This window comes from Alteromonas sp. BMJM2 (assembly GCF_027257845.1).
Lineage (GTDB): Bacteria > Pseudomonadota > Gammaproteobacteria > Enterobacterales > Alteromonadaceae > Alteromonas.
Window position 1 is genome coordinate 99865 of the sequence record NZ_JAPVOT010000006.1, and the last position, 23338, is coordinate 123202.

Below are 23338 nucleotides of genomic sequence, written 5' to 3' on the forward strand. Positions count from 1 at the left end.
GGATGTAACCGACTATAAGTTTCTGCGCGTAGGATAGGAGTTTTCTGTGACAGTTTTATTACGGAACTGTCATAAATAAACCGAAAATGTTATCTGTTACACATAAAAAAGACCGCTGAAAAGCGGCCTTTGTATTAGATTAAATTTTAAAAGTCGTATTTAAATGACAACCTAATTCCTGTACCGCGTGTCTCTGACCTAAGCAATGCATCGTTAAACTCTATTTCACGATCCTCACCTAAGATATTCTGAACTCGCAATGTGACAGTGCTATTAAAATCTGGATAGTACTTGTACACCATATCTAGCGAGTGAAACGGCTGCTCGTAGTTGTCGTCGAAGCCATCGATACCCGCTATAAGAATACGCTCACCAAATACGTTGTATACCAGTGACGCAGTGTGCTCACCGTTGTCTGAGTCGTAACCTAACTGCATGTTCAACACATACTGAGAGTGACCCGTCATACGTCGTACCACATTCGTAATTGCTGCAGATACGCCGGTTTGATCCACAATACTTTGGCGATCTAATACAATTTCAGAGTCGCTCACAGTAATGTTACCGGTAGTAAATAGATTGTCCCATATACCGTCGCCAATGAAGGCCAAGTCTTGTAGGAACTCAAATTCAACCCCGTAAACCTCACCAGATTCAGCATTTGCAATACGAATAAGCGGTGGACCGTCCTGAGCCGGCGACTGAACTGACTCGATTGGCGCTTCCATATCTTTATAGAAAAGGCCTACCGATAAGTTGTTGCCTGCTTCGCGATACCATTCCCAACGTAAATCGTAGTTAATAATATCCGTAGTGCTAACACCTGGCGTTCCCGCAATTGGGAAGTTCGTTAACGGGTCTAAGTAAGTGGCCGATGACACTTCACGAAGATCTGGGCGAACTACCGTTTGACCTATGCTTGCACGTAGCTGCATATCGTCTTCAAGGAAGTAGGTTACAGCAAGCGCTGGATAAAACCCGTCTTCTTGGAACGCTAATTGTGCACGATCGGCTTCGTCACTTAAGTCAAACTGATTAGTACGCGGGTCCAATGGCGCTACGACCTGACGGAAATCTTCATAACGTGCACCACCGGTGAAACGCCATTTGTTGTCGTAGAAGAAATCGGCTTCAAAATAGTAAGCATCAACTTTTTGACCTGCTACGTAATCATCGCCCGCGATTGTAGTATCACGAATAATTGGTCGACTCGATAACTCTAGAGAATCGAGAACGCTATCGCTGAAAATCTCGCCAAAGTCGTTTCCGTCTAAAATAGAACGGTTTTCAACACCTAGCGTGTTTATGTCAAAGCGACGGTTTTCAGCAGAACGTGTTTTAGTGACAAAACTCGCTCCAACCTTTAACTCAGTTTCCCAATCACCAAAGGACATCGGGTAAGTCACGTTATAACCAAAGTTCTCTAAACGGTCGTGAAGGTCTTGGAACGTGTAACGGGCCGCTGTTTGCGCATCTGACAAGAAAATTTCATTTTCTTCGTCAAAAATACCGTCTTGATTCACGTCTTCCATAACGAAACGCGCGTTAAAGTTACCTGGAGCATGACGTACAGAACGACCCAACGAGTATGTCCAGTCAACGCCCATAAAATTTAATTCAGGGAATGTATGCTGACCTTTTACTTGGTTGGTATAAAGTGAACGCTCTTCATACTGTATGTCGATATCGCGAATACGCAGGCCTTCTGCCTGGTTTAAGTTTTCAGTGTTACCAAACATTTCACGAATTTCATCGCGGGTATCGTTCAACACGATGAGGCTGTAATCGATGCGATGCTTTCTATCGTAGTCTACGCCTAGAGTTAAAAGCGAAGACCAGGTTACCGTTTGCTCTGTACCTTGAATATCATCAAAGAAGCGTACATTGATGATTTCATCGCCGACCAAGTCTGGGTCTTGCAGTTCATATTCTTCTGATGATCGGGTCTGCGTAGAATAACGTGACGTGGCTAAGAAACCAAAACGCCAATCATCATCGTAATCGTAGCTATCACCATAAGTGACGTTGAAGCGCATGTCAGGATCCGCTGACGTCGTTTCAAGACCGTATGCTCGGTTTGTTCCCTTAAATAGCTCTAACGCTTCTTCAGGCTCTAAATCATCTAAGAAGTTCTTTGAATCCCAACGCTCTTGAATAGCCGCTGAAGCTGCGCGTGTACCATCATCTTCACCTGTCCAATCACGACCGCCACCGGCGTAATCTAGAACATCGCCAGAGTTTTCTGTGTCGATACCAAAAGCGGCAGATACATTGAATACTCGCTGTGTAGGAATAGACTTCAAGCGGATATTAACGTTACCACCACCAAATGCCGCTGGCATTGAGGGAGAATACGATTTTTGAACCGCTAGACTCTCGATTATGCTCGATGGGAACAGATCCAGAGGTATTACGTTACGCGTCGGATCTGGACTTGGAACGATGGCACCGTTTAGCTGTGTTGATGAGTAACGCTCACCAAGACCACGCACATAGATAAATCGTCCATCTACCAATGTTAAGCCAGTTACACGACGAAGGGCTCCCGCTGCATCACTATCACCAGTACGAGCTATTTGCTCAGCACCCATGATGTCAGCTACGAAAGCTTGATTTTTACGTTCTTCCATTACTGCCGTTGCGGTGCCCTTTAGGCGCGTTCCGGTAGCCACTACTTCTTCAATCACTTCATCTTCATCTGATTGAGCGTAGGCCATAGTCGTTGGAAACAAGATACTTGCTGCAACAGCTAAGCTGATGGGTTTTAGAAGAAACCTGTTAGCAGGTCTGTTCATGATGAACCTCTTTAAAAAGGAATACTTTTACGAATAAAAAATTCGTATCTTACAAACTTAAAAGCAAGTGCGTCACTTTTGCAACGCACTTGCTTGTTTTTAGCTAGTGAACTAGGTCTTATTCAAGACCTACAGTCCAACCTGCAGTCCAATCGTTGTCAGCGTCTTTAACTGCACCGATAAAGTCCACAGAAGAGAAGAAGCTATCTAGTGTTGAAACGTCTGTCGCCGCTGTCGCATCTACTGTGTAGATTCCGTCAAGTACAGTTGCAGTTTCGTCTAGTAAGCTGTTACCAGTTTGAGCCGTGAACCACGCAGTTTGGTCGAAGTCACCCGAGTCACGAACGTTTTCCGCACATGCTAGTACTGATGTCTCAAAAGTTAGTTGAGGATCGTTAGTCCCATCCATGTTAGCTAGTAGCGTAGTGTCGCCATCGCTTAGGTCAGCTTCGAAACACTCACCCATGCCTGCTGGACCTGTTACAACAAAGTTGTAAAGTTGCGCGTTGGTTTGGTCTCGAAGTAAAACACCTTCTGAGTCAGCATTAGCCGTATCGAACTCGTTACCGATAATTGTCATATTAGCAACCATTGGGTTAGAGAACGCTAGGCCGTCACCGCCATCGCCGTCACCTTCAATGGCACGATTAGCGTCAGAGTTATCGTCTGCATGCTTAACAAGTACAAACTGTAGCTTACCTTCGTAACCGTTGTCCCAATCTACAGAGTCATCTTGAATGCCTGTAAGAGTAAGGTACTTAACGTTTACTGCACCACCGAAGAACTCAACACCGTCATCAGCGTTTTTGTGTACTTGTACATACTCAACAGTAGTACCAGAACCAACGCCGCCGAAAGTGATACCGTTTAATTCGTTATCTGGAGCTATTTCGAAACCACCGTGCATTACGCGAACATAGCGAAGTGTACCAGAGCTGTCTTCGTTGTCTGTTCCACCGAATACCGCACCTTCTTGCGCACCTTCAACTTGAAGTGCACACTCAGTACCGTCTTGAGGACACTTAGTCGATTCGCCGTTACCTAGCACGATCATACCGCCCCATTGACCTGCTTCACCCGCTTCAAGGCCACCAACAACGTGGTCACGTGAAGTAAAAGTAATTGGACTTTCAGCAGTACCGTTTGCATCAATTTCTGAATCACGGCTAATTACTAGGTAATCGTTACCAGATGCACCGTAAACTGTTACACCAGGCTCAACAGTAAGTGTTGCGCTGTTTTCTTTGTCGCCACCGATGAACACTGCACCAGAAAGCGCATATAAATTGCCCTCTGTAAGTGTTAGGTCTGACGTTACCGTACCTGAGATTTCACACGTCGTCGTTTCGCCGTCTACTGGCGTAATAGTGGTTGTACCTGAAGGGCAACCAGACGCTGATTGAACGAGGTCGATGGTACCGCCACCGAATCCAAATGCCCAACCTTGACGCCAGTCAGTTTCACCAACGGCACCAACGAACGTATTTGCTTCAAAGAACGTATCTAAAAGAACAGATGCGTCGCCGCCAGCTGTAAGAAGTGCGCTTTCTGAAGTTAGTGTGCCATCTGGGTTAAGACCAAGATTTGCACGGTCTTCAAACGCGATTAGCTGGTTACCTTCTTGTCCAGTAAACCAAGTTTCTAGGTCAACTGCACCTTCAGGTGAATTAAACGGCTCAGAACATGCTATTGCAGAGTGAGTCATTGTAAGGTCACCGTCAGAAAGGTTGGCTTGAACCGTTTCATCAGTGTCCATTTCTAAACACTCGCCCATCGCTTGGGGACCAGTGATAAGGAAGTTCATTAAGTTCGCGCCAGTTTGGTCGCGAAGTAAAAGACCTTCTGAATCAGCATCAGCTGTATCGAACGTGTTACCAATAACTGTCATGTTAGCAACCATTGGCTTAGAGAAATCCAAGCCGTCACCACCATCACCGTCACCTTCAATGGCACGGTTAGCATCAGAATTGTCAGCCGCATGCTGAACGTAAACGTACTGAATTTTACCTTTGTAGCCGTTATCCCAATCTACTGAGTCATCTTGATTACCAGTAAGCACTAAATGCTTAGCATTTACCGCACCACCGAAGAACTCTACACCGTCGTCGGCATTGCTGTGTACCTGCACATAATCAACCTCTGTACCAGAACCAACACCACCGAACGTAATACCGTTAAGCTCATTGTCAGGTGCAATTTCGAAACCCGCATATTTAACAACAACGTATTTAAGAATACCTGAGCTGTCGGTGTCATCATTACCACCGAATACTGCACCTTCTTCTGCACCTTCTACTTGAAGCGCACAGTCAGAGCCGTCTTGAGGACACTTGGTAGAGTTACCGTTGCCTAGGATAACCACACCACCCCATTGGCCTGCGCCAACTTCGTCACCAACCACGTCGTTGAACGATGTCATGATGACTGGAGCAGATGCAGTACCTTCTGCTTCGATTTTTGAATCACGACTTATTACTAGATAGTCCGCACCAGTGCGACCGAAGATAACGGTACCTTCTTCAACAGCAAGCGTTACGCTGTCTGCTTTGTCGTTACCTACAAATACAGGCCCTTCAAGTGCCCATACAGTGTCGTTTGTTAGAGTAATAACACCTTGGTCGTCTGCATCATCAGCGGTTAAACGACCAGAAAGAACGCGAACTTCAACTGTTTGACCAAATGCGTCAGAAACTTCGCCGCTAAGGAAAGAACTTGCTTCGCCAGGCGCGTTGCTTACTGGGTCGGTTGTACCGCCGTCGCTGCCGCTATCATCACCAGCGCCGTTATTGTTATTTGTTGTAGTTGTAACGCTGTTGTCAATATCGCCTTCGCTGATATTGATATCGCCACCACAGCCTGCTAGCACTAATGCTGTAGCAATTGCTGAAGCTTTAAAAAGTTGCTTAAGTTCCATCTGTTTCTCCAAGTGCGGTATTTTTATGGATTTTGAAAACGACGAAACTGTACCTAAGCTAAATGACACATTTGTTACATAAAAAAACTGTCATAAAAGTTTCACATAAAAAGCCTGAACTTTAGACTAATAGCTAAAAAAAGAAGAAAATCAGAAATAATAAAGACTTAGGGGCTTTCAGCGCTGATTTTCGTGCCTCTTGAGGAACAAGCAACAACGGCTATAGATACAAAATAAGGAGAAATATTACAGCCTCACAATGATCGAACCACGCTGCATGACACTTTAGTTACAGTCTTCATGTCAAAAATTACGCTTAATTACCCAACAGACGGCGCTGTCGCAATAACACATCTTCGCGAATGGGAAAGTATCCATCTCGGATAACTTGGTTTTGTCCCTGCTGCGATAAAATATAGCGAATAAACTCTCTTTCAAGAGTAGGCAATGGCTCACCGGGTTTTTTATTAATTACCAAATAAAGAAAACGTGCAAAGGGGTAAGTCTCATCTCGCACGGTATCGATAGACAGAGGAATCAAGCTATCCAAGGTTTCACCTAACGCAAGTGCCCTTACTCCCGCGGTCTTATATCCATAGGCTGCATAGCCAATAGCGCCAGTTCCACTTGCAACCGACAGTACTACCGATGCCGAACCCGGCTGTTCATTCACCGTATTTTTAAAATCGCCATCGCATAACGCCGTTACTTTAAACAGCCCATACGTACCCGATACCGAGTTACGCCCATAAAGTCGAATTGGTGAGCGATACCCACTTTCATCAACGCCTAATTGCGACCAGCGGCTAATTTGCTTTTCTGCACCACAATATAAGGTTTGAGAAAAAATGGCGTCAACGTTTTCTAACGTCATGCCTTGAAGCGGGTTTCGTCTATCCACGAAAATAGCAATAGCATCCATGGCTACTTTTAATACCGTGGGTGGATAACCATGTACATTAATAAAGTCTCGAATTTCACTGGGCTTTAGCGCCCTACTCATTGGCCCGATTGTCGCTGTGCCTTCAATAAGCGCGGGCGGTGCGGTTGATGAGCCCGAAGCTTGAATTTGAAACCCTACCTGTGGATATAATGCCTTGAATTCTTGTGACCAAAACGTCATTAGGTTGGCAAGCGTATCTGACCCTACTGACGAGAGTTTACCGGCAACGCCGGGTACTCTTTTGTAGTCGGGTATCGTCGGCTTAGTCGAAACAGCTGGCGTATTAATTCCGTTGCTTACTGCGTTGGTCAATGACTTTTGAACACTACTGGTTTGAGTACTGCTGGCTTGAATACTGCTGGCCTGCACGGAGCCCGCAACAATTAACGCAGCTAATACGATTACCATATGTAATGCAGAAACCCTGTTGACCAAACTCACTCTTTTCATTCAAACGCCTTCATTCACCCACCTGCATTCACACGCTTTTTTCTACACGCTTTTTTCTACACGCTCTTAGTAAAAACCCGTTTTCATTACCTGTGATCACGATTGATCCGCAATAAGCTCATTGTCTAACACAAATGAAAAATGACTGCCTCGACCAATCTCACTACTTATATCGAGAGACGAATTATGATGGCTAAGCACGTGTTTCACAATAGATAGCCCTAATCCCGAACCACCGGTTTTTCTAGAGCGTGCTTTATCAACTCGATAAAAACGCTCGGTAAGTCGATTTAAGTGCGTTGGCTCAATACCGTCGCCATTATCAATAACAGAAAATTGAGCACCGGCAGATTGGCGGCTCCAATAAACATTAATTTCACCACCTGGAGGCGTGTAATGCACGGCATTAAATACTAAATTAGAGCAAGCGCTGCGTAATTCAGTTTCCACACCATATACAAACAAGTCATCTTCGATATGAAAGGTAATGGTATGCTGCTTTTCTTTATTTAACGCTTGGGCTTCCCGCTCTATTAACGCAAGCATAGAGCTAAAATTAACCACGTTTTCATATACTCTTTCTGAGCTTGCCTCTATTCGCGAAAGTACCAAGAGGTCTTCTATCAAATTTTGCATGCGATGGGTTTGTGTTTCCATTTCACGCATTGCTTTTTTCATGAAGGGATTAGCATCGTCACTTTCAGGCATTATCTCTAAGTAGCCGTTGATCACCGTTAACGGCGTTCGAAGTTCGTGAGATACGTTGGCAACAAAGTCCTTACGCATAGCCTCTAATTGGGATACTCGGGTAATATCCCTGGCAATGAGCAGCAAATGCTCTTCACCATAAGGCATTATTCGATATTCAAAGGTTTTGTTTGCATTGGTAGGCGACGGTACTTCTATGGGGTATTTATAATTCCCTGCATGAAAATACTGGATAAACTCTGGGTGTCTAATTAAATTGTCTAGCCGACGCCCTGCGTCTTTTGGCCACTTTAATCCAAGTTCCAGTCTAGCCAAACGGTTACACCATAAAATACAGGCTTTCGAGTCAACCACCACGGCAGCATCGGGTAGTGCCTCCGACCCTTCGCGAAAGCGCTTAACCAGCTCTCCTAGCTCTTTTCGCTTGTTGCGATTTCTGCGCTGTAAATAGTAAATCCCTTCGTAAATATGCTCCCATACACCGCGAACGGTAGGAGGTGACATTTTTCGGCTATGCCACAACCAGCGGTTTAATTTGTACAAATGCCAGTAATTAAATAGCAGTAAAATGACAGCGCCAAAGGCCACAGCAAATACCATATCGTTAATTAACCATCCTCCAATGGCAAACGCCACTAAGAATAATAATAAACGTACGGTACTCCTGAACCATGAGAAGGGGTAATACATAGTGGAACTCGTGTTGCAGAAATTTACGGGCACATAGCTAATAGCCGATGTGCCCCTGTTGTAGCGTGCTAGGACTTACCTGAAAAACGGTATCCGGCGCCACGAACGGTTTGAATCATAGCATCGTGACCATGAATAGAGATAGCTTTGCGCAATCGTCGAATATGCACATCGACTGTTCTATCTTCAACATACACATTGGTACCCCATACGTTATCGAGCAGTAACTCTCGACTATAAACTCGTTCTGGGTGTGTCATGAAGAAATGTAAAAGTTTGAATTCTGTCGGCCCCATATCTAATGGATCGTCGTTTGCCGTAACGCGATGAGAAACAGGTTCAAGTTTTAATCCATTGAATTCGATAGGCTCTTCATTTGATGTAGGCGTTACGCGGCGCATTACGGCCTTAATGCGTGCAACTAACTCTTTAGGAGAGAATGGCTTGGTAATATAATCGTCAGCACCTGCATCTAAACCGCGAATTTTATCTTCTTCCTCGCCCCTTGCGGTAAGCATAATCACTGGAATATCCCGTGTAAACTCATGCTGTTTCAGGCCTTTCGCTAGCTGTACACCACTTCCACCGGGTAACATCCAGTCAAGTAGAATAAGGTCTGGGTATGGCTCGCACACTTTCTCCTTGGCAATATCATAATCCTCTGCTTCGATTACATTAAAACTAGATTGCTCTAAAACGAATTTAAGCATTTCACGAATGGGGGCTTCGTCCTCAACCACCAATATTGTGCGAGACATATTTGTTTTCCTAGTCATTTTTAATTTTTCGCTATTATTAATGTGGTCTGTGACAGTTTTATTAAAGTCATTACAATTATGTGTCAAGTTTTGCATATATTCTACTCAGTACATAGTTTGAACACATAATCTTGTTAATTAATAGAAATTTGCATATTCTTACGAGGTAAAGCGCACAGAGCTACACTACTCGACTTAAGAAAGGGGCAAGTTTACTGATGGCTGCGGTTAAAACAGGGTTATCAAGAAAGCTCTTAACAAGAGTACTTTCAGTGTATTTTGCGCTAACACTTATTGTGACGGTAGGCCAAATATTCACCGAATATCTCAGCACTAAGAACCACGTTGAAGAAGAGCTCCAAACCCTCAAAAATACCTTTTCATCTAGCTTGACCCGCGCCATGTGGGAAATAAACGATGAGCAAGTTAGAGCAATTGCAGAAGGCCTTATGTCTATCCCCATTGTAGAGGGTTTGCAAGTACGCGGCGAAAACGGCAACTTTATTACTGAGCAGGGCATTCGCAAAAGCCGCTCACCCAATCCAGTGGAACGGGAGGTTATTGAAGACCATTCTGGTGGCGTATTTAGCTACAGTTTTCCTTTAGTGTTTAAATTCGCAGGTCGAGAATCTACCGTAGGCGATGTCACCCTATACTCAAGTTTCGATACTATTTTTAGTAGGATAGAGGTGGGGGTATTTTTCCTTATTGGTAACGCTATTGTAAAAACCACGTTTCTTGTCTTCCTGTTTATGACCGCCTTTCGCACTATGTTGTCTGAGCCTTTGCAAAACATTACAGAGCAAATGGGCATGTTCGACCCTGAACGTCCTGAAGAGAGCAAATTGAAACTCGAAGTTAGAGACGACAATGAACTACTGCAGCTACGAGACTCATACAATGGCGTCATTGATGACTTAATTGCCTCAAATCACAAGCTAAAAAGCGCTCAAAAAGAACTTACCGCTGCTAACTCCAAGCTTGACGACCAAAATCTGGTACTCGAACAAGAAGTCGCGAAAAAAACGGCGTCGCTATCACAAATTATGTTAGACCTTGAGCAGCAAAAAGATGAGCTGATTGCTCACCAGCGAGAGTTGCGTCAAGAGAACAAAAATCGACAGTATATCGAAAGCGAACTGCGAAAGAAAAACGACGAACTTGCCGGGTCAATGCAAACATTGCATCAAGCGCAACAGCAACTTGTTGAATCAGAGAGAATGGCCTCGTTAGGTGGCCTCGTTGCTGGTATTACTCACGATATAAACACCCCTTTAGGCGTAAGTGTTACCGCAGCAAGCTTTTTACAAGAGCGACTTATTAACCTTAAACAAGACTTTGAAGATAACAGTTTAACGAACAAAAACATGGCAAGTTTTATTGACGAAGCCGACCAGACCGCTAAATTGTTACTCAATAATCTTGGTAGAGCGTCAGATTTAATCGCAAGCTTTAAACAGGTTGCCGTAGATCAAACAAGCGAAAATGAACGAGACTTTGACCTTGGTGAATATATTGAAGAAGTACTTCAATCTCTAAAATCGGGTTATAAACAAACTAAGCACAATATTACGGTTAATTGCCCACCTGAATTAGTGGTTACCTGTGCCCCTGGCGCCATCGCGCAAATTGTTACTAACCTTATCGTAAATTCTCTTAATCATGGGTTCGAAGATAAAGCGGTTGGAAACATCAATTTAAATGTGGAGGCAGTTGATGGCCAGGTAGTTATGCATTTTGAAGACGACGGAAAAGGCTTAACAAAGAACGAGCTTTCACAGTTATTTGACGCCTTTTTTACCACTAAACGAGGCTCCGGAGGCAGTGGTTTGGGTACGCATATTGTATACAACCTAGTCACTCAATCATTAAATGGAAAAATTGATGCCCAAAGTGAGCCTGGCAAGGGTCTCCGCTATACGATAATTTTTCCAATTAGTCAGCACTAGGACCTGCTCACCTTTTCTGGCATTTCCAATTGCGCGGTGACGCGTAGGTTGATACGCTTGCGCCCTAATTTTTGACTGAGATACTCCCCTCTATGTGGTTTAAAAATATAAAAGCATTTCAATTAACACAGCCACTGTCGTTGGATGATGACGATCTAGAGCGTATGCTTAACGAGCATGCATTTAGACCTTGCGGCAGCCAAGATATGGCAACTATGGGATTTGCTTCACCCTTTTCTCAAGCAGGCAAGTCGGGCACGATGTTTCACTGTGTTCAGCAGCGCTATTGGATAACGTTGAAAAAGCAGGAAAAGATTTTACCTGCGGCAGTAGTCAATGCTGAACTTGAAGAAATGGTTGCCAAGATAGAAATGGAAACTGGCGCTGCGGTTGGCAAAAAAGCCAAAACAGATTTAAAGCAAGAAATTCAAACGCGTCTGCTACCACAAGCCTTCACCAAGAACAGTTACACTCATGGATTTATATCATTGCCAGACAACTTAGTTGTGGTTGATGCCTCATCAGATGGCAAAGCCGAGGCGTTTCTCGCTATGGTAAGAAAAGCGATTGGTTCACTGCCTGTTGTGCCATTTACCCGTCATAGCCTACAAAGCGAGTTAACTCATTGGGTAACAGACGCGACTCCAGACAACATCGATTTACTTGAAGAGGCAGAATTAAAATCTGCTGACGACACTGGCAGTGTCATTCGCTGTAAAAATCAGCCTCTTGATAGCGACGAGATTAGCCTGCATTTATCTGCTGGCAAACTCGTTCAAAAAGTGGCATTTGAATATGCTGAGAGCCTGTCGGCTATAATGTGTGAAGATGGTGCGGTAAAACGCATTAAGTTTACCGATCGCATAAAAGAAGAAACAGAAGACGTTCCAAAAGATCAGGTTGAAGCTCGTTTGGATGCAGAGTTTGCACTGATGTCAGCGGAAATAACCACGCTGTTAAACTTTCTTCGAGACACACTAAAGCTTAATGACAGCGACCTTTAATAGTCAATAAGGCACGTCACAAAACAATTACCCCCACAAAGGCTTATTGGGGGTAATGTATTACTGCTATAAACCGAGTCTCACCCGCGTTATCTCTGTAAGCATGGGGCTGATCTGCCGCTAGAACGCATTGTTCTCCTGCTTTTAACGTTTTCCACTGGCCGTTATGCATCACGCTCAGTATGCCTGACAATACATGAAGACGCTCTGTTACACCGACTTGGTGGGCAGTAGAATGTTGGGGTTGCTAATCCTGTCTTTAATAGTGACCGTTTTTATGCAGAGCCAGGCCAGTAATACTGACTTCGGTTTCGTATTCGCCGCCCCTATCCCTGTATGGGTAACCCCCACATTTTCATGGTCGGCAGTTATCGGCTTAGGGGTGCCTCTATTTATAATCACAACGCTATCGCAGAACTTACCAGGTATTGCCATTCATCATATCCATGGTTACTTCCCAGACCATAAACCCATACTTTCTGGCATCGCTGTTGTGCAGGCAATACTGTCCCCTTTTGGCGGTTTCACGTTTAGTCTTGCCGCGATTACTGCCGCAATTTGTATGGGAAATGAGGTAGATAATGATAAGCAGCAACGTTACAAAGCTGCAATAGCTGCAGGTATTGCGTATTTGATAGTGGGCCTTTGTGCATCGGCCATTGTGGCATTATTTGTCAGCATGCCTAAGGTAATCATTCATCTATTAGCAGGGCTGGCTTTGCTAGCAACACTTCAGGGAGCATTTTCCAAAAGTATGGAAACGCAGTCTCATCGCGCACCAGCACTGTTAACACTGCTGTGCACGGCATCTGGATTCAGTTTGCTTTCTTTGCCATCTGCAGTGTGGGGGCTTGGGCTCGGACTGCTTGTTATGCAAAAAACAGAGGGAAAGCCTTCTTAACCTTGTATTTTCGAAAACTTTAATTTAGCGTCGCTCAATAAAAAGCCAGCACGTGTTGACTTGTAGAGACTATCTACTACAAAACACTGTATGCCGGCTATTATTCAATTTCACGCCACTTAAAGGTGGGGCGTTTAACGCTATACGCTTTACATAAATATTTGTTTTGCTGAGTTAGCCAGCTCTGTAAACTCATCGCTATGCAATACGCCAATGTCGTCAACCACGTTGCGCTGCATTGCTAAGTTGAGTACAGCATCTTTTTGATTGTTCATCGCGCCAGCTAGGGCTGCGCCCACGCGAACAAAGTCAATGTATTCTACATTTTCAGGAATAAAGCTTAGGTCTTTCCAGTGCTGTGAAACGTTGACAAAGGTTTCGCCAAATCCCCATTCTTTCATAATGCTCGCGCCCACTCGACCCGATAGCTTATCTATTGCGACATCGAGGAACGATGAGTTGGCAAAGACTTCTGGGTGACGTTCGGCTTCAGTTAATACAGGAAGCACACCGATATTATGAACCAGCGCTGCCAGCGTCATGGTATCCAGGCTCATCTCGCGTTTTTTCGTTCTCGCTATATATAACTGCAGCACCGCCATGGAGTTCGCAACGATATCAACGGTACGCACCCATTCTTTTTGCAAATAGCGCGTGACAATGTCATTTTTTGACACAAACAGCTGTTCCATGGCCAACGCAGTAGAAATATTTTTAATTTGGCGAAGACCAATTCGCGTAACGGCTTGGCCAATCGACGTTACTTTTACGCTACGCCCCATGTACGCACTATTCGCAATTTTAATCATGCGGGCGCCGAGTGATGGGTCTTGACCAATAACATCGGCCATTGCATTGAGGTTTATATCAGGATCATCAGCCGCTTTTCTAACTTTTAACGCAATTGCTGGAAGCGTAGGCAGTACAAGCGTGTCATTATTTATTTTTTCAACAAGAATAGTTGAGAGTGCGTTCTGTGTAGACATAGTTCTACCCTTAGACTTTTATGGCTCGTTCAAGCCAATCACTTACTAAAATATAAATATCGTTTATGTTATAAAGCATTTTGAGCTAAAGACATAATCGATAGTCGTGCATTCGACTTTCATTTTTAATACAGCATCCCTTCGTATTTTCAGCGGGACAGGCTTTTCATAATAGTATAACTTTACCCATACTATCGCAGTGTTTCAGTTTCGACCAACTAAATATGCAACCGCACAACCCGCATGGTTAAGTATAGATAATTGATACAGAATCACTGTTGATTTCAAACAACAAAGTGAATTGTAGAAGCTGTTTGGCTTTGATGTAAAACCAAATTAGTACGATGGATAAAATTAACGACAGACGGTAAAACAACCTATGACAAAAATAATAAAATCAGGGCTATCTCCTGTAGCTTCCGCCATAGCCGGTGTTCTTATGTTAAGTGCATGCAGCCAACCCGCAAACACCACGTCAGAAAATACAGCGCTTAAACCAACAGCGGATAAAGAGCAGACCCTACTGGTGGATGAGTCAAGACTTTCCATTTATCACCCCGTTGAGCTTACCGCTGATTTAGACCATCTCAGCAGTAATCAGCATAAGATGCTATCGCTTCTCATTGACGCATCAAAAATAATGGATGATCTATTCTGGCAACAAGCCTTTTTTGGCAGCAAAGCCTCATTTTTAAGTAGTATCGAAAGTGAAGCGGTACGTCACTTCGCTTCAATTAACTATGGCCCATGGGATCGTTTAAATGGTGACACACCCTTTATCAGCGGCTTCGACACGAAGTACGCCGGCGCACAGTTTTACCCCCATGACATGGAAAAGGCTGAGTTTGCTACGGCTGAATTTGCTGACAAGCAGGGGCTATACTCCATGGTTAAGCGCGATGAAGCAGGTAACCTGTATTCTCAACCTTATTCAGAAGCCTTTAAAAGTGAGTTGATGGAAGCCTCTGAACTTCTTCTTCAAGCCGCAGAGCTTGCAGAAGATGCGAGTTTTAAAGCGTATTTAACATTGCGAGCAGAAGCGCTTTTAACCGATGACTACCTTGCCTCAGATATGACGTGGATGGATATGAAAACCAATCCTATTGAGTTAGTTATTGGCCCCATCGAATCATACGAGGATCAGTTATTTGGCTACCGCGCCGCGTTTGAAGCGTACGTACTGGTAAAAGATTTAGCATGGAGCGAAAAGCTTGCTAAATATGCAGCATTTTTACCCGAGTTGCAGCAAGGACTACCCGTAGCAACAGCTTACAAAGCAGAAGTGCCGGGGTCTGACGCCGACCTTAATGCTTATGATGTTATTTATTATGCAGGTCATTCTAATGCAGGCAGTAAAACCATCGCCATCAACTTACCTAATGATGAACGTGTACAGCTAGAGAAAGGGACTCGTCGACTACAGCTTAAAAATGCGATGCAGGCAAAATTCGACAATATCCTCGTGCCCATTGCAAATACACTAATTGTACCTGAGCAACGCCAGCATATTACCTTCGACGCGTTTTTTGCCAACACCATGTTCCATGAAGTGGCTCACGGTTTAGGCATTAAGAATACCCTTGATGGTTCAAACACCGTTCGCCAGGCGTTAAAGGAGCACGCATCTGCGTTAGAGGAAGGTAAAGCCGATATTTTAGGTCTCTACATGGTGCAAAGTCTTCTTGAGAAAGGCGAGATAACCGAGGGTTCACTAGAGGATTACTATGTCACCTTTATGGCGGGCATATTCCGCTCGGTTCGCTTTGGTGCAAGCTCAGCCCACGGTAAAGCGAACATGATTAGGTTTAACTTTTTTGCACAGCAAGGTGCCTTTGAAAAAACTGAAGACGGACTTTATCGTGTTAACATGCAAAAAATGGGCGCAGCCGTTGAAGCGTTATCAGAGTTAATTCTTACCCTTCAAGGTGATGGTGATTATGATGGCGTTGCTGAACTTGTCGAGACAATGGGCGTTATTAAACCGCAGCTAAACTCTGACTTAGCCCGTTTAAGCGATGCTAACATCCCAGTGGATATACACTTTAACCAAGGTAAAAAAGTGCTGGGATTACCCGAGTGATCGCAGTTTAATTTTTAATTTTTGCTTTTATAAAAAAACGCCGCGTTATTGCCAATAACGCGGCGTTTTTCATTATTTCACGGCTTTGTAGGCTGCTCGCTATTCAACGTGCTTTTTCATATCTTCTGTGTACGGAGGCCACCCTAACGGTTTCCCAGCCAGTACATGCAGGTGAATATGGTAAACCGTTTGGCCACCAAACTCGTTGCAGTTCATGACGGTTCTAAAGCCTTGTTCGGCAACCCCTAAATCACTAGCTACCTTTGCCGCCACTACCGATAAATGACCAACCACTTCCCTGTCGTCAGCAGTGATATCGTTGACTGTGGCAATGGCCTTTTTGGGAATAACAAGAAAATGGACTGGAGCTTGGGGGTTAATATCCTTAAACGCTAAGGCCATGTCATCTTCGTAAAGAATGTCCGCGGGGATTTCTTTATTAATAATTTTGGTAAAAATAGTGTCCGACATACTTGTTGCTCCTTTTGTTCGTACTTCACTCTGGCGCGCTTAATAGCGTTATGCCGTTCTGGCGTGCTGTTTTTTTGTAAAGCGAGTTTTATTGAGCCAGTTTTGACATATCTGTCTTTCAAAACTGGCTTGTTAATCGTGATCTAGCTGTTTGTCTTTACTCGATTTTCTTTTTGAGCTTTTCTGTTCAAGCTTCGCTTTTGAACCTCAGATTAAGCAAAAACAAACCATAATAGTATTCCACCAAGCGCGAGGCGGTATATCACAAAAGGAAGCATGCCGATGCGCGCAATCCAGCTTAAGAACAAGTAAATGCACAGATAAGCACTCACAAAAGAGAACATAGCCCCATACATTAATGCTTGCCAGTCCACGGCTTCATTGGCTTCAATCAAATCGTAGGTTGCCAATAGGCCAGCACCCAATATCACTGGAATGGACAATAAAAACGAAAAGCGGGCGCATGCTTCACGCTTTAAGCCAAGCATCAACCCTGCAGTCATAGTTATTCCCGAACGAGACGTGCCGGGTATTAATGCCAACACTTGTGCCAAACCAATGAATATGGCTTGTTTCATGTTCAGTGTATCAAGCTCGTGCTTTCGCTTGGCGGTCGCATCGGCGTACCACAATACCAGGCCAAAAATAATGGTTGTTGCGGCAATAACCAGCGCTGTACGGGCGTTGTCTTCAATCCAGCCTTTCATAAGAAAACCCACAATCACCGCAGGAATGGTCGCAATAATAACGTACCACGCCAGCTTACTGTCAGTGGACTGCTGTTTACTGAACCCTTGCGTACACCATGCAACGGTCATCTGCATAATCTCTTGGCGAAAATAAATCATTACCGCTAACAAGCTGCCAACGTGGACCGCAACATCGAAGGCCAAACCTTGGCTTACCCAGCCAAAAAGCTCGGCCGGTAACAGTAAATGCCCTGAGCTACTTATAGGTAAAAACTCCGTTACCCCTTGGATAATAGCTAAAATTATAATTTCAAAAAGTGTCATTCCCTTGCTTAGCTCCAGGTAAAGTCAACAGGCCAAAGTCGCTGCTTCTGCTTATCGAAAGACGCCCACATATGGGCATAGGTTTGTTGTGTTTCAGGATGAATACTATTGGGTACCAGCTCTGCCAGTGGCCATAATACAAAAGCATTGTGACAGATTTCCTCTCTTGGCAACACAATGGGTGAACGAGTCACGGTGTCATCATAGGTAAGAAGATCTAAATCCAGTGTGCGAGCACAAAACTTTTTATCTGTGTGAACTCGTCCATTGTCCCGCTCTATGTGTTTCAAGGTTTCGCAAACCTGCTCTATTCTCAGTGTTGTATTTGCTTTAGCCACTAAATTATAAAAAGGACTGCCGTTAAACCCTACCGCCTCACTTTCGTATACTGAAGAGAGCGACACGTTTTGAAAATACTTTTTTAACGCAATAATGGACTGTCGAGTATAATGCTCACGCTCAATATTTGAGCCTACACTAATTAAAATGGTGTGTTGGGACATTAATTACGCTCTCGATAGAGCTCAACAGCCACAGTTTGGGCATTGGGTAATATATTCGGCTTTACAATTTTAACCGTGATGGCATCTACAGCAAAAGCATCGAGCACCGATGTCATTACGGCGTTGCCAAAGGCTTCTAAAAGTTCAAACTCGCTACGCTGGCCAACGTCGACAATGCACTCGGCCACTTTTGCGTAGTCAATGGTGTCGTTAACGTCGTCGCTTTGCATAGCTGCATTAAGGTCGGCGGTTAGCGTAACATCTAGGAGTAGCGCTGTTTGTTGCGTACGCTCCCAATCATAAACTCCAATTAACGTATTTACTGTTAACCCAGTTATATATATTTTACCCATGAATGTGTTCAACTTATGTGTTTACTGGTCTTACTACTGCGAATTGACCAACATTAATGCAGGTCAAAGGTGGTATATCGTATTTGGATGAAGTAGCGTTATGCTGATACAAAGCTAACCGCAGTAAATGATGCACAACTATACCGCTGTATGGCAATAGGGGGCAACTTAGGTTTTCATATTTAACGAAGACAAAAACGTTAAGTGAATCTGACAGTGCATTATGTGGAACTGTATTTTAAAGAGTAGGTTTTCGACTCATTGTTTAAAACCTAATAGCCTAATTACAGCCAGAATCTTAGGAAAGTAAAATACCAATGTGTGATAAAACAAATTGATGATCTCTTTAACAGTATTAATGGTTGCCGTCGCGTATCTCTTTGGCTCCTTGTCGAGCGCGGTGCTCATCAGCCGAGTATTTCTTCTTCCCGACCCCAGAACCGCCGGCTCCAAAAACCCAGGAGCGACTAATGTGTACCGCCTTGGTGGACGTATGCCTGCCCTGCTAGTCTTAGTCATGGACATCTTAAAGGGAACGATACCTGTTTATGGCAGTTACTTTTTAGGGATCGAACCTGTTTTACTAGGCCTGATTGCAATAGCGGCATGTCTTGGTCACATATTTCCGTTGTACTTTGGCTTTAAAGGCGGAAAGGCGGTGGCGACAGCATTTGGTGCCATGCTGCCAATCGGTTTAGACTTAGCTGGATTACTTGTTTTGAGCTGGGTACTTGTCGTATTTATCACAGGCTACTCTTCCTTAGGTGCACTCATTGCCGTCAGTCTAGCTCCCCTTTTTACCTGGCTTGTAAAGCCCCTCTATACAATTCCGGTGGCAATGTTATCCATACTCATTATTATCAGGCACAAAGACAATATTTTGCGGCTTCTCAGCGGCTCTGAAAGTAAAGTGTGGGATAAGGGGTCTATCAAGGAATGACTCCCCCTGCGTAAGTGTTAATTGGCTAACCCTTGGTTAAGAATATCAAGCTTGCCATCTATTGGTGTGAAGGGCGCTATTCCCATGACCTTGGCAAGAGCAGGATAAACCTCTAAGTTACTAAATACAGGAAGTGCAACGCCCTTTTTAAACGCAGGGCCAGCGGCAACGAATGTGGCCCCCATATCAGTCAGTGTATTGAGGTAACCATGGCCGCCTTTACTGATATGACCGGCTGCATCATCAATAAACCGTGCAGGAGGTGCTACCTCTAAGAGTATGTCGCCCGTTCTATTTCCCTTTTCAAAGTGTCGCATTTTTCGCTGAGCATCGCTAACCACAACGTAGCGTTGATTTGCAATAGAGAATAACCTACTCGCTTCTTTCGCTATCGCTTCGTCACTTGTTTCTTTTTGTGCGTAAATGTGAACTTGCGCCCCCTCATTTTCTACCGCAAACGACTCAGGAATAGACAATGTTGACACATCGATAGCCTTGTTGCTGTCAACGGATGTCATACCGTGGTCCGACACAATCACTACATTAACGTCGATATCTAATGCTTGAACTCGGTCGTACAACTCCCCTACCAAAGCATCTACCTTTTGAACTGCTTCTTTGGTTAAGGGCGAATAAGGACCCTCGTCATGACCGACAGTATCGGTTAGCGAAAAGTAGCCGGTGACAAAGCGAGGGCGAGATACTTCTGGCAAACTTAACCATTGGATCATTTGGTCCACTCGCTGTTGGTAGCTTGCATATTTAGAATAGGGGAAGCTATAGGTGGGAAGTGCGCCACCAATTCTCGCATCCGATTCTGGCCAGAAAAAAGTCGCGGCTTTTAGCCCGTGTAACTCGACTAAATTCCATAGCGGCGTTGCCGCTATCCAAGTACTATCGGTTTTTCCTTTGCCCATACTGTAATGAGCATAGCCGTCTTTTGTTTGTCTTGTTTTATCAAAAAAACGATTATTCACAATGCCATGATTCTTAGGCAGTAGCCCTGTTATCAATGACAGATGGTTAGGAAATGTATTTGCGGGGTATACCGGTGTCATACTCGATGCACGCACGCCTTCTTTCGCTATGCGAGAAATGTTGGTAGCGCCATGTAACTCGATATAATCGTGTCTAAAACCATCCAGTGAAATTAAAACAACGTATTGATTACGCTGTGTACTGGCGTCTTTTGCATGTGCATTTGCCTTACACAATGGAATCAATAATAGCCATGCAGATAACATCGCTGTAATGAGTTTGGCCACGTTTTTATCTCTTTATTCGTTGTCGTCAGCATATTCGGCGCGAGTAGAGTTTTGATAAGTGGGTTACGCGCCACTTAAATTTAAACTGCAGTGAGTGTGTCTAGCGGCCAGCGAGGTTTTGCCTGCGAACTAAGTTCGAGCACTTCGTTGGCTTTCAACCTTTGCATACCGGCGTAGGCAATCATCGCTCCATTATCGGTACAGTATGCAAGGCTAGGGTAAAATACCTCGCCATGCAGTTCATTCATCAACACTGTCATTTTTTGCCTCAGCATTTGATTGGCGCTCACGCCGCCTGCAATGACCAGTCTTTTCATACCCGTTTGTTTCAGCGCCCGCTTGCATTTAATCATCAGCGTATCCACCACGGCCTCTTGAAAGGCAAATGCAATGTTGGCTTTCACTTGGTCGCTACCGTCGGATGCTCGAATAGTATTTGCAGCAAAAGTTTTAAGGCCACTAAAACTAAAATCCAGCCCCGGCTTGTCAGTCATAGGTCGTGGAAACTTATAATGACCTGGCTCACCTTTTTCTGCTAGTTTGGCAAGTAATGGTCCGCCTGGATAATCTAAACCAAGTAATTTAGCGGTTTTATCAAACGCCTCACCCGCGGCGTCATCTACCGACTCTCCAAGCACTTCGTATTGACCAATGCCCTTCACGTTCACCAACATTGAGTGGCCGCCAGAAACCAGTAACGCTACAAAAGGAAATGAGGGCGCATTGTCTTCTAACATCGGCGCTAAGAGGTGACCTTCCATATGATGCACACCAACGGCCGGTACGTTCCACGCATAGGCTAGCGAGCGTCCAACTGAAGATCCGACGAGCAAAGCGCCAATTAAGCCTGGCCCTTGCGTGAAGGCAACGCCATCAATGTCCTTTGCGGTTGTATTCGCATCGGTTAGCGCTTTTTCAATAAGGGGAATAATTTTCCGAACATGATCGCGAGAAGCCAATTCGGGAACCACTCCCCCATAATCGGCGTGTAGCTTAACTTGGCTGTATAACTCATGAGATAACAAGCCTTTCTCATCATCATAAACTGCGATGCCGGTTTCGTCGCACGACGTCTCAATTCCTAAAATTCGCATTAAGCGCTCACCTTTTTACAACAAAAACCAATAATTTTACTAGCGATCTGCGGCGATCATCTTTATGATCCGCCCGTGATTATCTTTCTAACCTGAAATTCAATCCCCCAGACACGCTCTAAAAAGGCAGCGTAAATGGGTCTGAATATAGGTAGCTTATGTTTCTTAGGCGCAGAGTTTACCTGTAAACCTGCATTCATGGAATGCTAGCAAAGGAGTAAATGCACGATATTGGCTATTTTTTAGCAATTCATCCTTTACTTTCTTTGCAGAAATGATTAGAATTTCGCACCATTTTTAACCCGGGTGGCCTTTTTAGCGCACAATTTTACCCGGATATACACAGTAAAGTTTTGAGGTGAGTGTTTAAATGCCTATCGTTAAAGTTAGAGAAAACGAGCCGTTTGATGTGGCGCTGCGTCGTTTTAAGCGTTCTTGTGAAAAAGCAGGTGTTCTATCTGAAGTTCGTCGTCGTGAATTCTTCGAAAAACCTACGTGGGAACGCAAGCGCAAGAAAGCTGCCGCTAAAAAGCGTCATCTTAAGAAGCTAGCTCGTGAAAACGCACGTCGCGTAAAACTCTACTAAACTAGGGTTTAATTACGAGTACGAAGGGTGTTGCTATTGCAGCACCTTTTGCGTTTCTGAAATATCAAAAAGATCCTTATTAGGGTCTTTTTTTGTATCCGTTAAAAAGGACACTGTTATTTAACTCGTTTTTTTATCCTCTTTATGTAAGCCCTGCTAGTCACTTTTTCATTAAAAACATTCATTGGGTCCTTTGGCTTTTAAAGCTTCCATTTATCATTCTATTGATTATCCTATTACACATAACGATATATCCAACTAATATCCAACAACGACCAACTAACAAAGGATACTGAAACTATCATGGCACTCATTGATGATTTAAAGTCGGCCCAAAAAGATGCAATGCGCGCAAAAGAAAAACTGCGCTTAAGCACTATTCGAATGGCGCTTGCCGCAATCAAACAAAAAGAAATAGACGAGCAGATCACATTAGATGATCCTGCTGTTCTAGCGGTACTAACAAAAATGGTAAAGCAGCGTCAAGACGCCGCATCACAATTCGATGCTGCAAATCGCGACGACCTCGCTAGCAAAGAGCGCGAAGAAATTACCTATATTGAAAACTTTTTACCTCAGCCACTTACTGATGATGAACTCAATGCCTTAATCGATGACACTATGGCCTCAACCGGCGCATCTGGTATGCAAGATATGGGAAAAGTCATGGGTGGATTGAAACCTAAGGTACAAGGTCGTACCGATATGGGGGCACTAAGTGCAAAAATTAAAGCCCGTTTGAACGCCTAAAAATGTAAGCGTAATAGTCAATAAAGACGAACGGCAGCATTAAAACGTGTTGACGTTTAATCTCAAATTCATGGGATAAAGACTACTACGGTTTAATTACCGCAACTAATATACTTGGGTGCGGTAATACGTTCTCATTTTTAGCTATCCCTGTTAAAGTAACCTCCGTTTTATTTATACGAATC

Annotated in this window: 20 protein-coding genes; 7 read left to right on the forward strand and 13 right to left on the reverse strand. The window is 44.1% G+C overall.

Translation table 11 applies throughout. The features are described from left to right. Positions 1 to 146: 146 nt before the first annotated feature. From O9X84_RS08600 to phoB, 5 genes are all read right to left on the reverse strand, one after another. Entirely contained in the window at positions 147 to 2795 is a 2649-nt protein-coding gene (locus O9X84_RS08600; RefSeq protein WP_269519291.1) for a TonB-dependent receptor domain-containing protein, read from the reverse strand. A gap of 118 nt (positions 2796 to 2913) precedes the next feature. Then, positions 2914 to 5709, reverse strand: a complete 2796-nt coding sequence (locus O9X84_RS08605; protein ID WP_269519292.1) for a hypothetical protein — start codon at positions 5707 to 5709, stop codon at positions 2914 to 2916. Positions 5710 to 6025: 316 nt separating this feature from the next. Further along, the gene (locus tag O9X84_RS08610) at positions 6026 to 7102 is read right to left on the reverse strand and encodes a PstS family phosphate ABC transporter substrate-binding protein (protein WP_269519293.1); all 1077 of its coding nucleotides are present in this window, start codon (positions 7100 to 7102) and stop codon (positions 6026 to 6028) included. Between the two features lie 96 nt (positions 7103 to 7198). Further along, on the reverse strand, positions 7199 to 8500 hold the full coding sequence (gene phoR / locus O9X84_RS08615) for a phosphate regulon sensor histidine kinase PhoR (protein WP_269519294.1): 1302 nt from the start codon (positions 8498 to 8500) through the stop codon (positions 7199 to 7201). Positions 8501 to 8568: 68 nt separating this feature from the next. After that, positions 8569 to 9258, reverse strand: a complete 690-nt coding sequence (phoB, locus tag O9X84_RS08620) for a phosphate regulon transcriptional regulator PhoB (protein WP_269519295.1) — start codon at positions 9256 to 9258, stop codon at positions 8569 to 8571. Positions 9259 to 9476: 218 nt separating this feature from the next. Between phoB and O9X84_RS08625 the strand changes: the two genes are divergently transcribed. Next, entirely contained in the window at positions 9477 to 11207 is a 1731-nt protein-coding gene (locus O9X84_RS08625) for a sensor histidine kinase (RefSeq protein ID WP_269519297.1), read from the forward strand. 92 nt (positions 11208 to 11299) lie between these two features. Continuing rightward, entirely contained in the window at positions 11300 to 12211 is a 912-nt protein-coding gene (gene rdgC, locus O9X84_RS08630; protein ID WP_269519298.1) for a recombination-associated protein RdgC, read from the forward strand. Between the two features lie 43 nt (positions 12212 to 12254). Here rdgC and O9X84_RS08635 read toward each other — a convergent pair whose 3' ends face one another. Further along, positions 12255 to 12383, reverse strand: coding sequence for a hypothetical protein (locus O9X84_RS08635; RefSeq protein ID WP_442864522.1), 129 nt, complete (start codon positions 12381 to 12383; stop codon positions 12255 to 12257). Positions 12384 to 12446: 63 nt separating this feature from the next. Between O9X84_RS08635 and O9X84_RS08640 the strand changes: the two genes are divergently transcribed. Further along, positions 12447 to 13112 (forward strand): benzoate/H(+) symporter BenE family transporter, encoded by a 666-nt coding sequence (locus tag O9X84_RS08640; protein WP_269519299.1) that lies wholly within the window; start codon positions 12447 to 12449, stop codon positions 13110 to 13112. 149 nt (positions 13113 to 13261) lie between these two features. On the opposite strand, the gene O9X84_RS08645 is transcribed toward O9X84_RS08640, so the two are convergent. Next, positions 13262 to 14098: an HDOD domain-containing protein gene (locus O9X84_RS08645; RefSeq protein WP_269519300.1), complete on the reverse strand. Its 837-nt coding sequence runs from the start codon at positions 14096 to 14098 to the stop codon at positions 13262 to 13264. A 379-nt stretch (positions 14099 to 14477) separates the two neighbouring features. Between O9X84_RS08645 and O9X84_RS08650 the strand changes: the two genes are divergently transcribed. Further along, positions 14478 to 16178, forward strand: a complete 1701-nt coding sequence (locus tag O9X84_RS08650) for a dipeptidyl-peptidase 3 family protein (protein ID WP_269519301.1) — start codon at positions 14478 to 14480, stop codon at positions 16176 to 16178. Between the two features lie 99 nt (positions 16179 to 16277). Here O9X84_RS08650 and O9X84_RS08655 read toward each other — a convergent pair whose 3' ends face one another. The 4 genes from O9X84_RS08655 to folB form a co-directional block, all read right to left on the reverse strand. Next, complete coding sequence (locus tag O9X84_RS08655; RefSeq protein WP_269519303.1) at positions 16278 to 16649, reverse strand: histidine triad nucleotide-binding protein; 372 nt, start codon at positions 16647 to 16649, stop codon at positions 16278 to 16280. Between the two features lie 212 nt (positions 16650 to 16861). After that, a complete protein-coding gene (locus tag O9X84_RS08660; protein WP_269519304.1) occupies positions 16862 to 17662 on the reverse strand; it encodes an undecaprenyl-diphosphate phosphatase in 801 nt (266 codons plus the stop codon). 8 nt (positions 17663 to 17670) lie between these two features. Further along, positions 17671 to 18165 (reverse strand): 2-amino-4-hydroxy-6-hydroxymethyldihydropteridine diphosphokinase, encoded by a 495-nt coding sequence (folK, locus tag O9X84_RS08665; RefSeq protein ID WP_269519305.1) that lies wholly within the window; start codon positions 18163 to 18165, stop codon positions 17671 to 17673. Then, a complete protein-coding gene (gene folB, locus O9X84_RS08670; RefSeq protein ID WP_269519307.1) occupies positions 18165 to 18518 on the reverse strand; it encodes a dihydroneopterin aldolase in 354 nt (117 codons plus the stop codon). Before folB ends, folK begins: the two co-directional genes overlap by 1 nt. Before the next feature lie 337 nt (positions 18519 to 18855). Here folB and plsY point away from each other — a divergent pair, with 337 nt between their 5' ends. After that, positions 18856 to 19458 (forward strand): glycerol-3-phosphate 1-O-acyltransferase PlsY, encoded by a 603-nt coding sequence (plsY, locus tag O9X84_RS08675; RefSeq protein ID WP_269519308.1) that lies wholly within the window; start codon positions 18856 to 18858, stop codon positions 19456 to 19458. Between the two features lie 17 nt (positions 19459 to 19475). On the opposite strand, the gene O9X84_RS08680 is transcribed toward plsY, so the two are convergent. Together O9X84_RS08680 and tsaD are read right to left on the reverse strand one after the other, a co-directional pair. After that, entirely contained in the window at positions 19476 to 20702 is a 1227-nt protein-coding gene (locus tag O9X84_RS08680; RefSeq protein WP_442864523.1) for an alkaline phosphatase family protein, read from the reverse strand. Between the two features lie 101 nt (positions 20703 to 20803). Further along, entirely contained in the window at positions 20804 to 21817 is a 1014-nt protein-coding gene (gene tsaD, locus O9X84_RS08685) for a tRNA (adenosine(37)-N6)-threonylcarbamoyltransferase complex transferase subunit TsaD (RefSeq protein ID WP_269519310.1), read from the reverse strand. A gap of 370 nt (positions 21818 to 22187) precedes the next feature. Here tsaD and rpsU point away from each other — a divergent pair, with 370 nt between their 5' ends. Together rpsU and O9X84_RS08695 are read left to right on the forward strand one after the other, a co-directional pair. Next, entirely contained in the window at positions 22188 to 22403 is a 216-nt protein-coding gene (rpsU, locus tag O9X84_RS08690) for a 30S ribosomal protein S21 (protein ID WP_012517258.1), read from the forward strand. Positions 22404 to 22706: 303 nt separating this feature from the next. After that, positions 22707 to 23153, forward strand: coding sequence for a GatB/YqeY domain-containing protein (locus tag O9X84_RS08695; protein ID WP_269519311.1), 447 nt, complete (start codon positions 22707 to 22709; stop codon positions 23151 to 23153). Positions 23154 to 23338 lie beyond the last annotated feature (185 nt).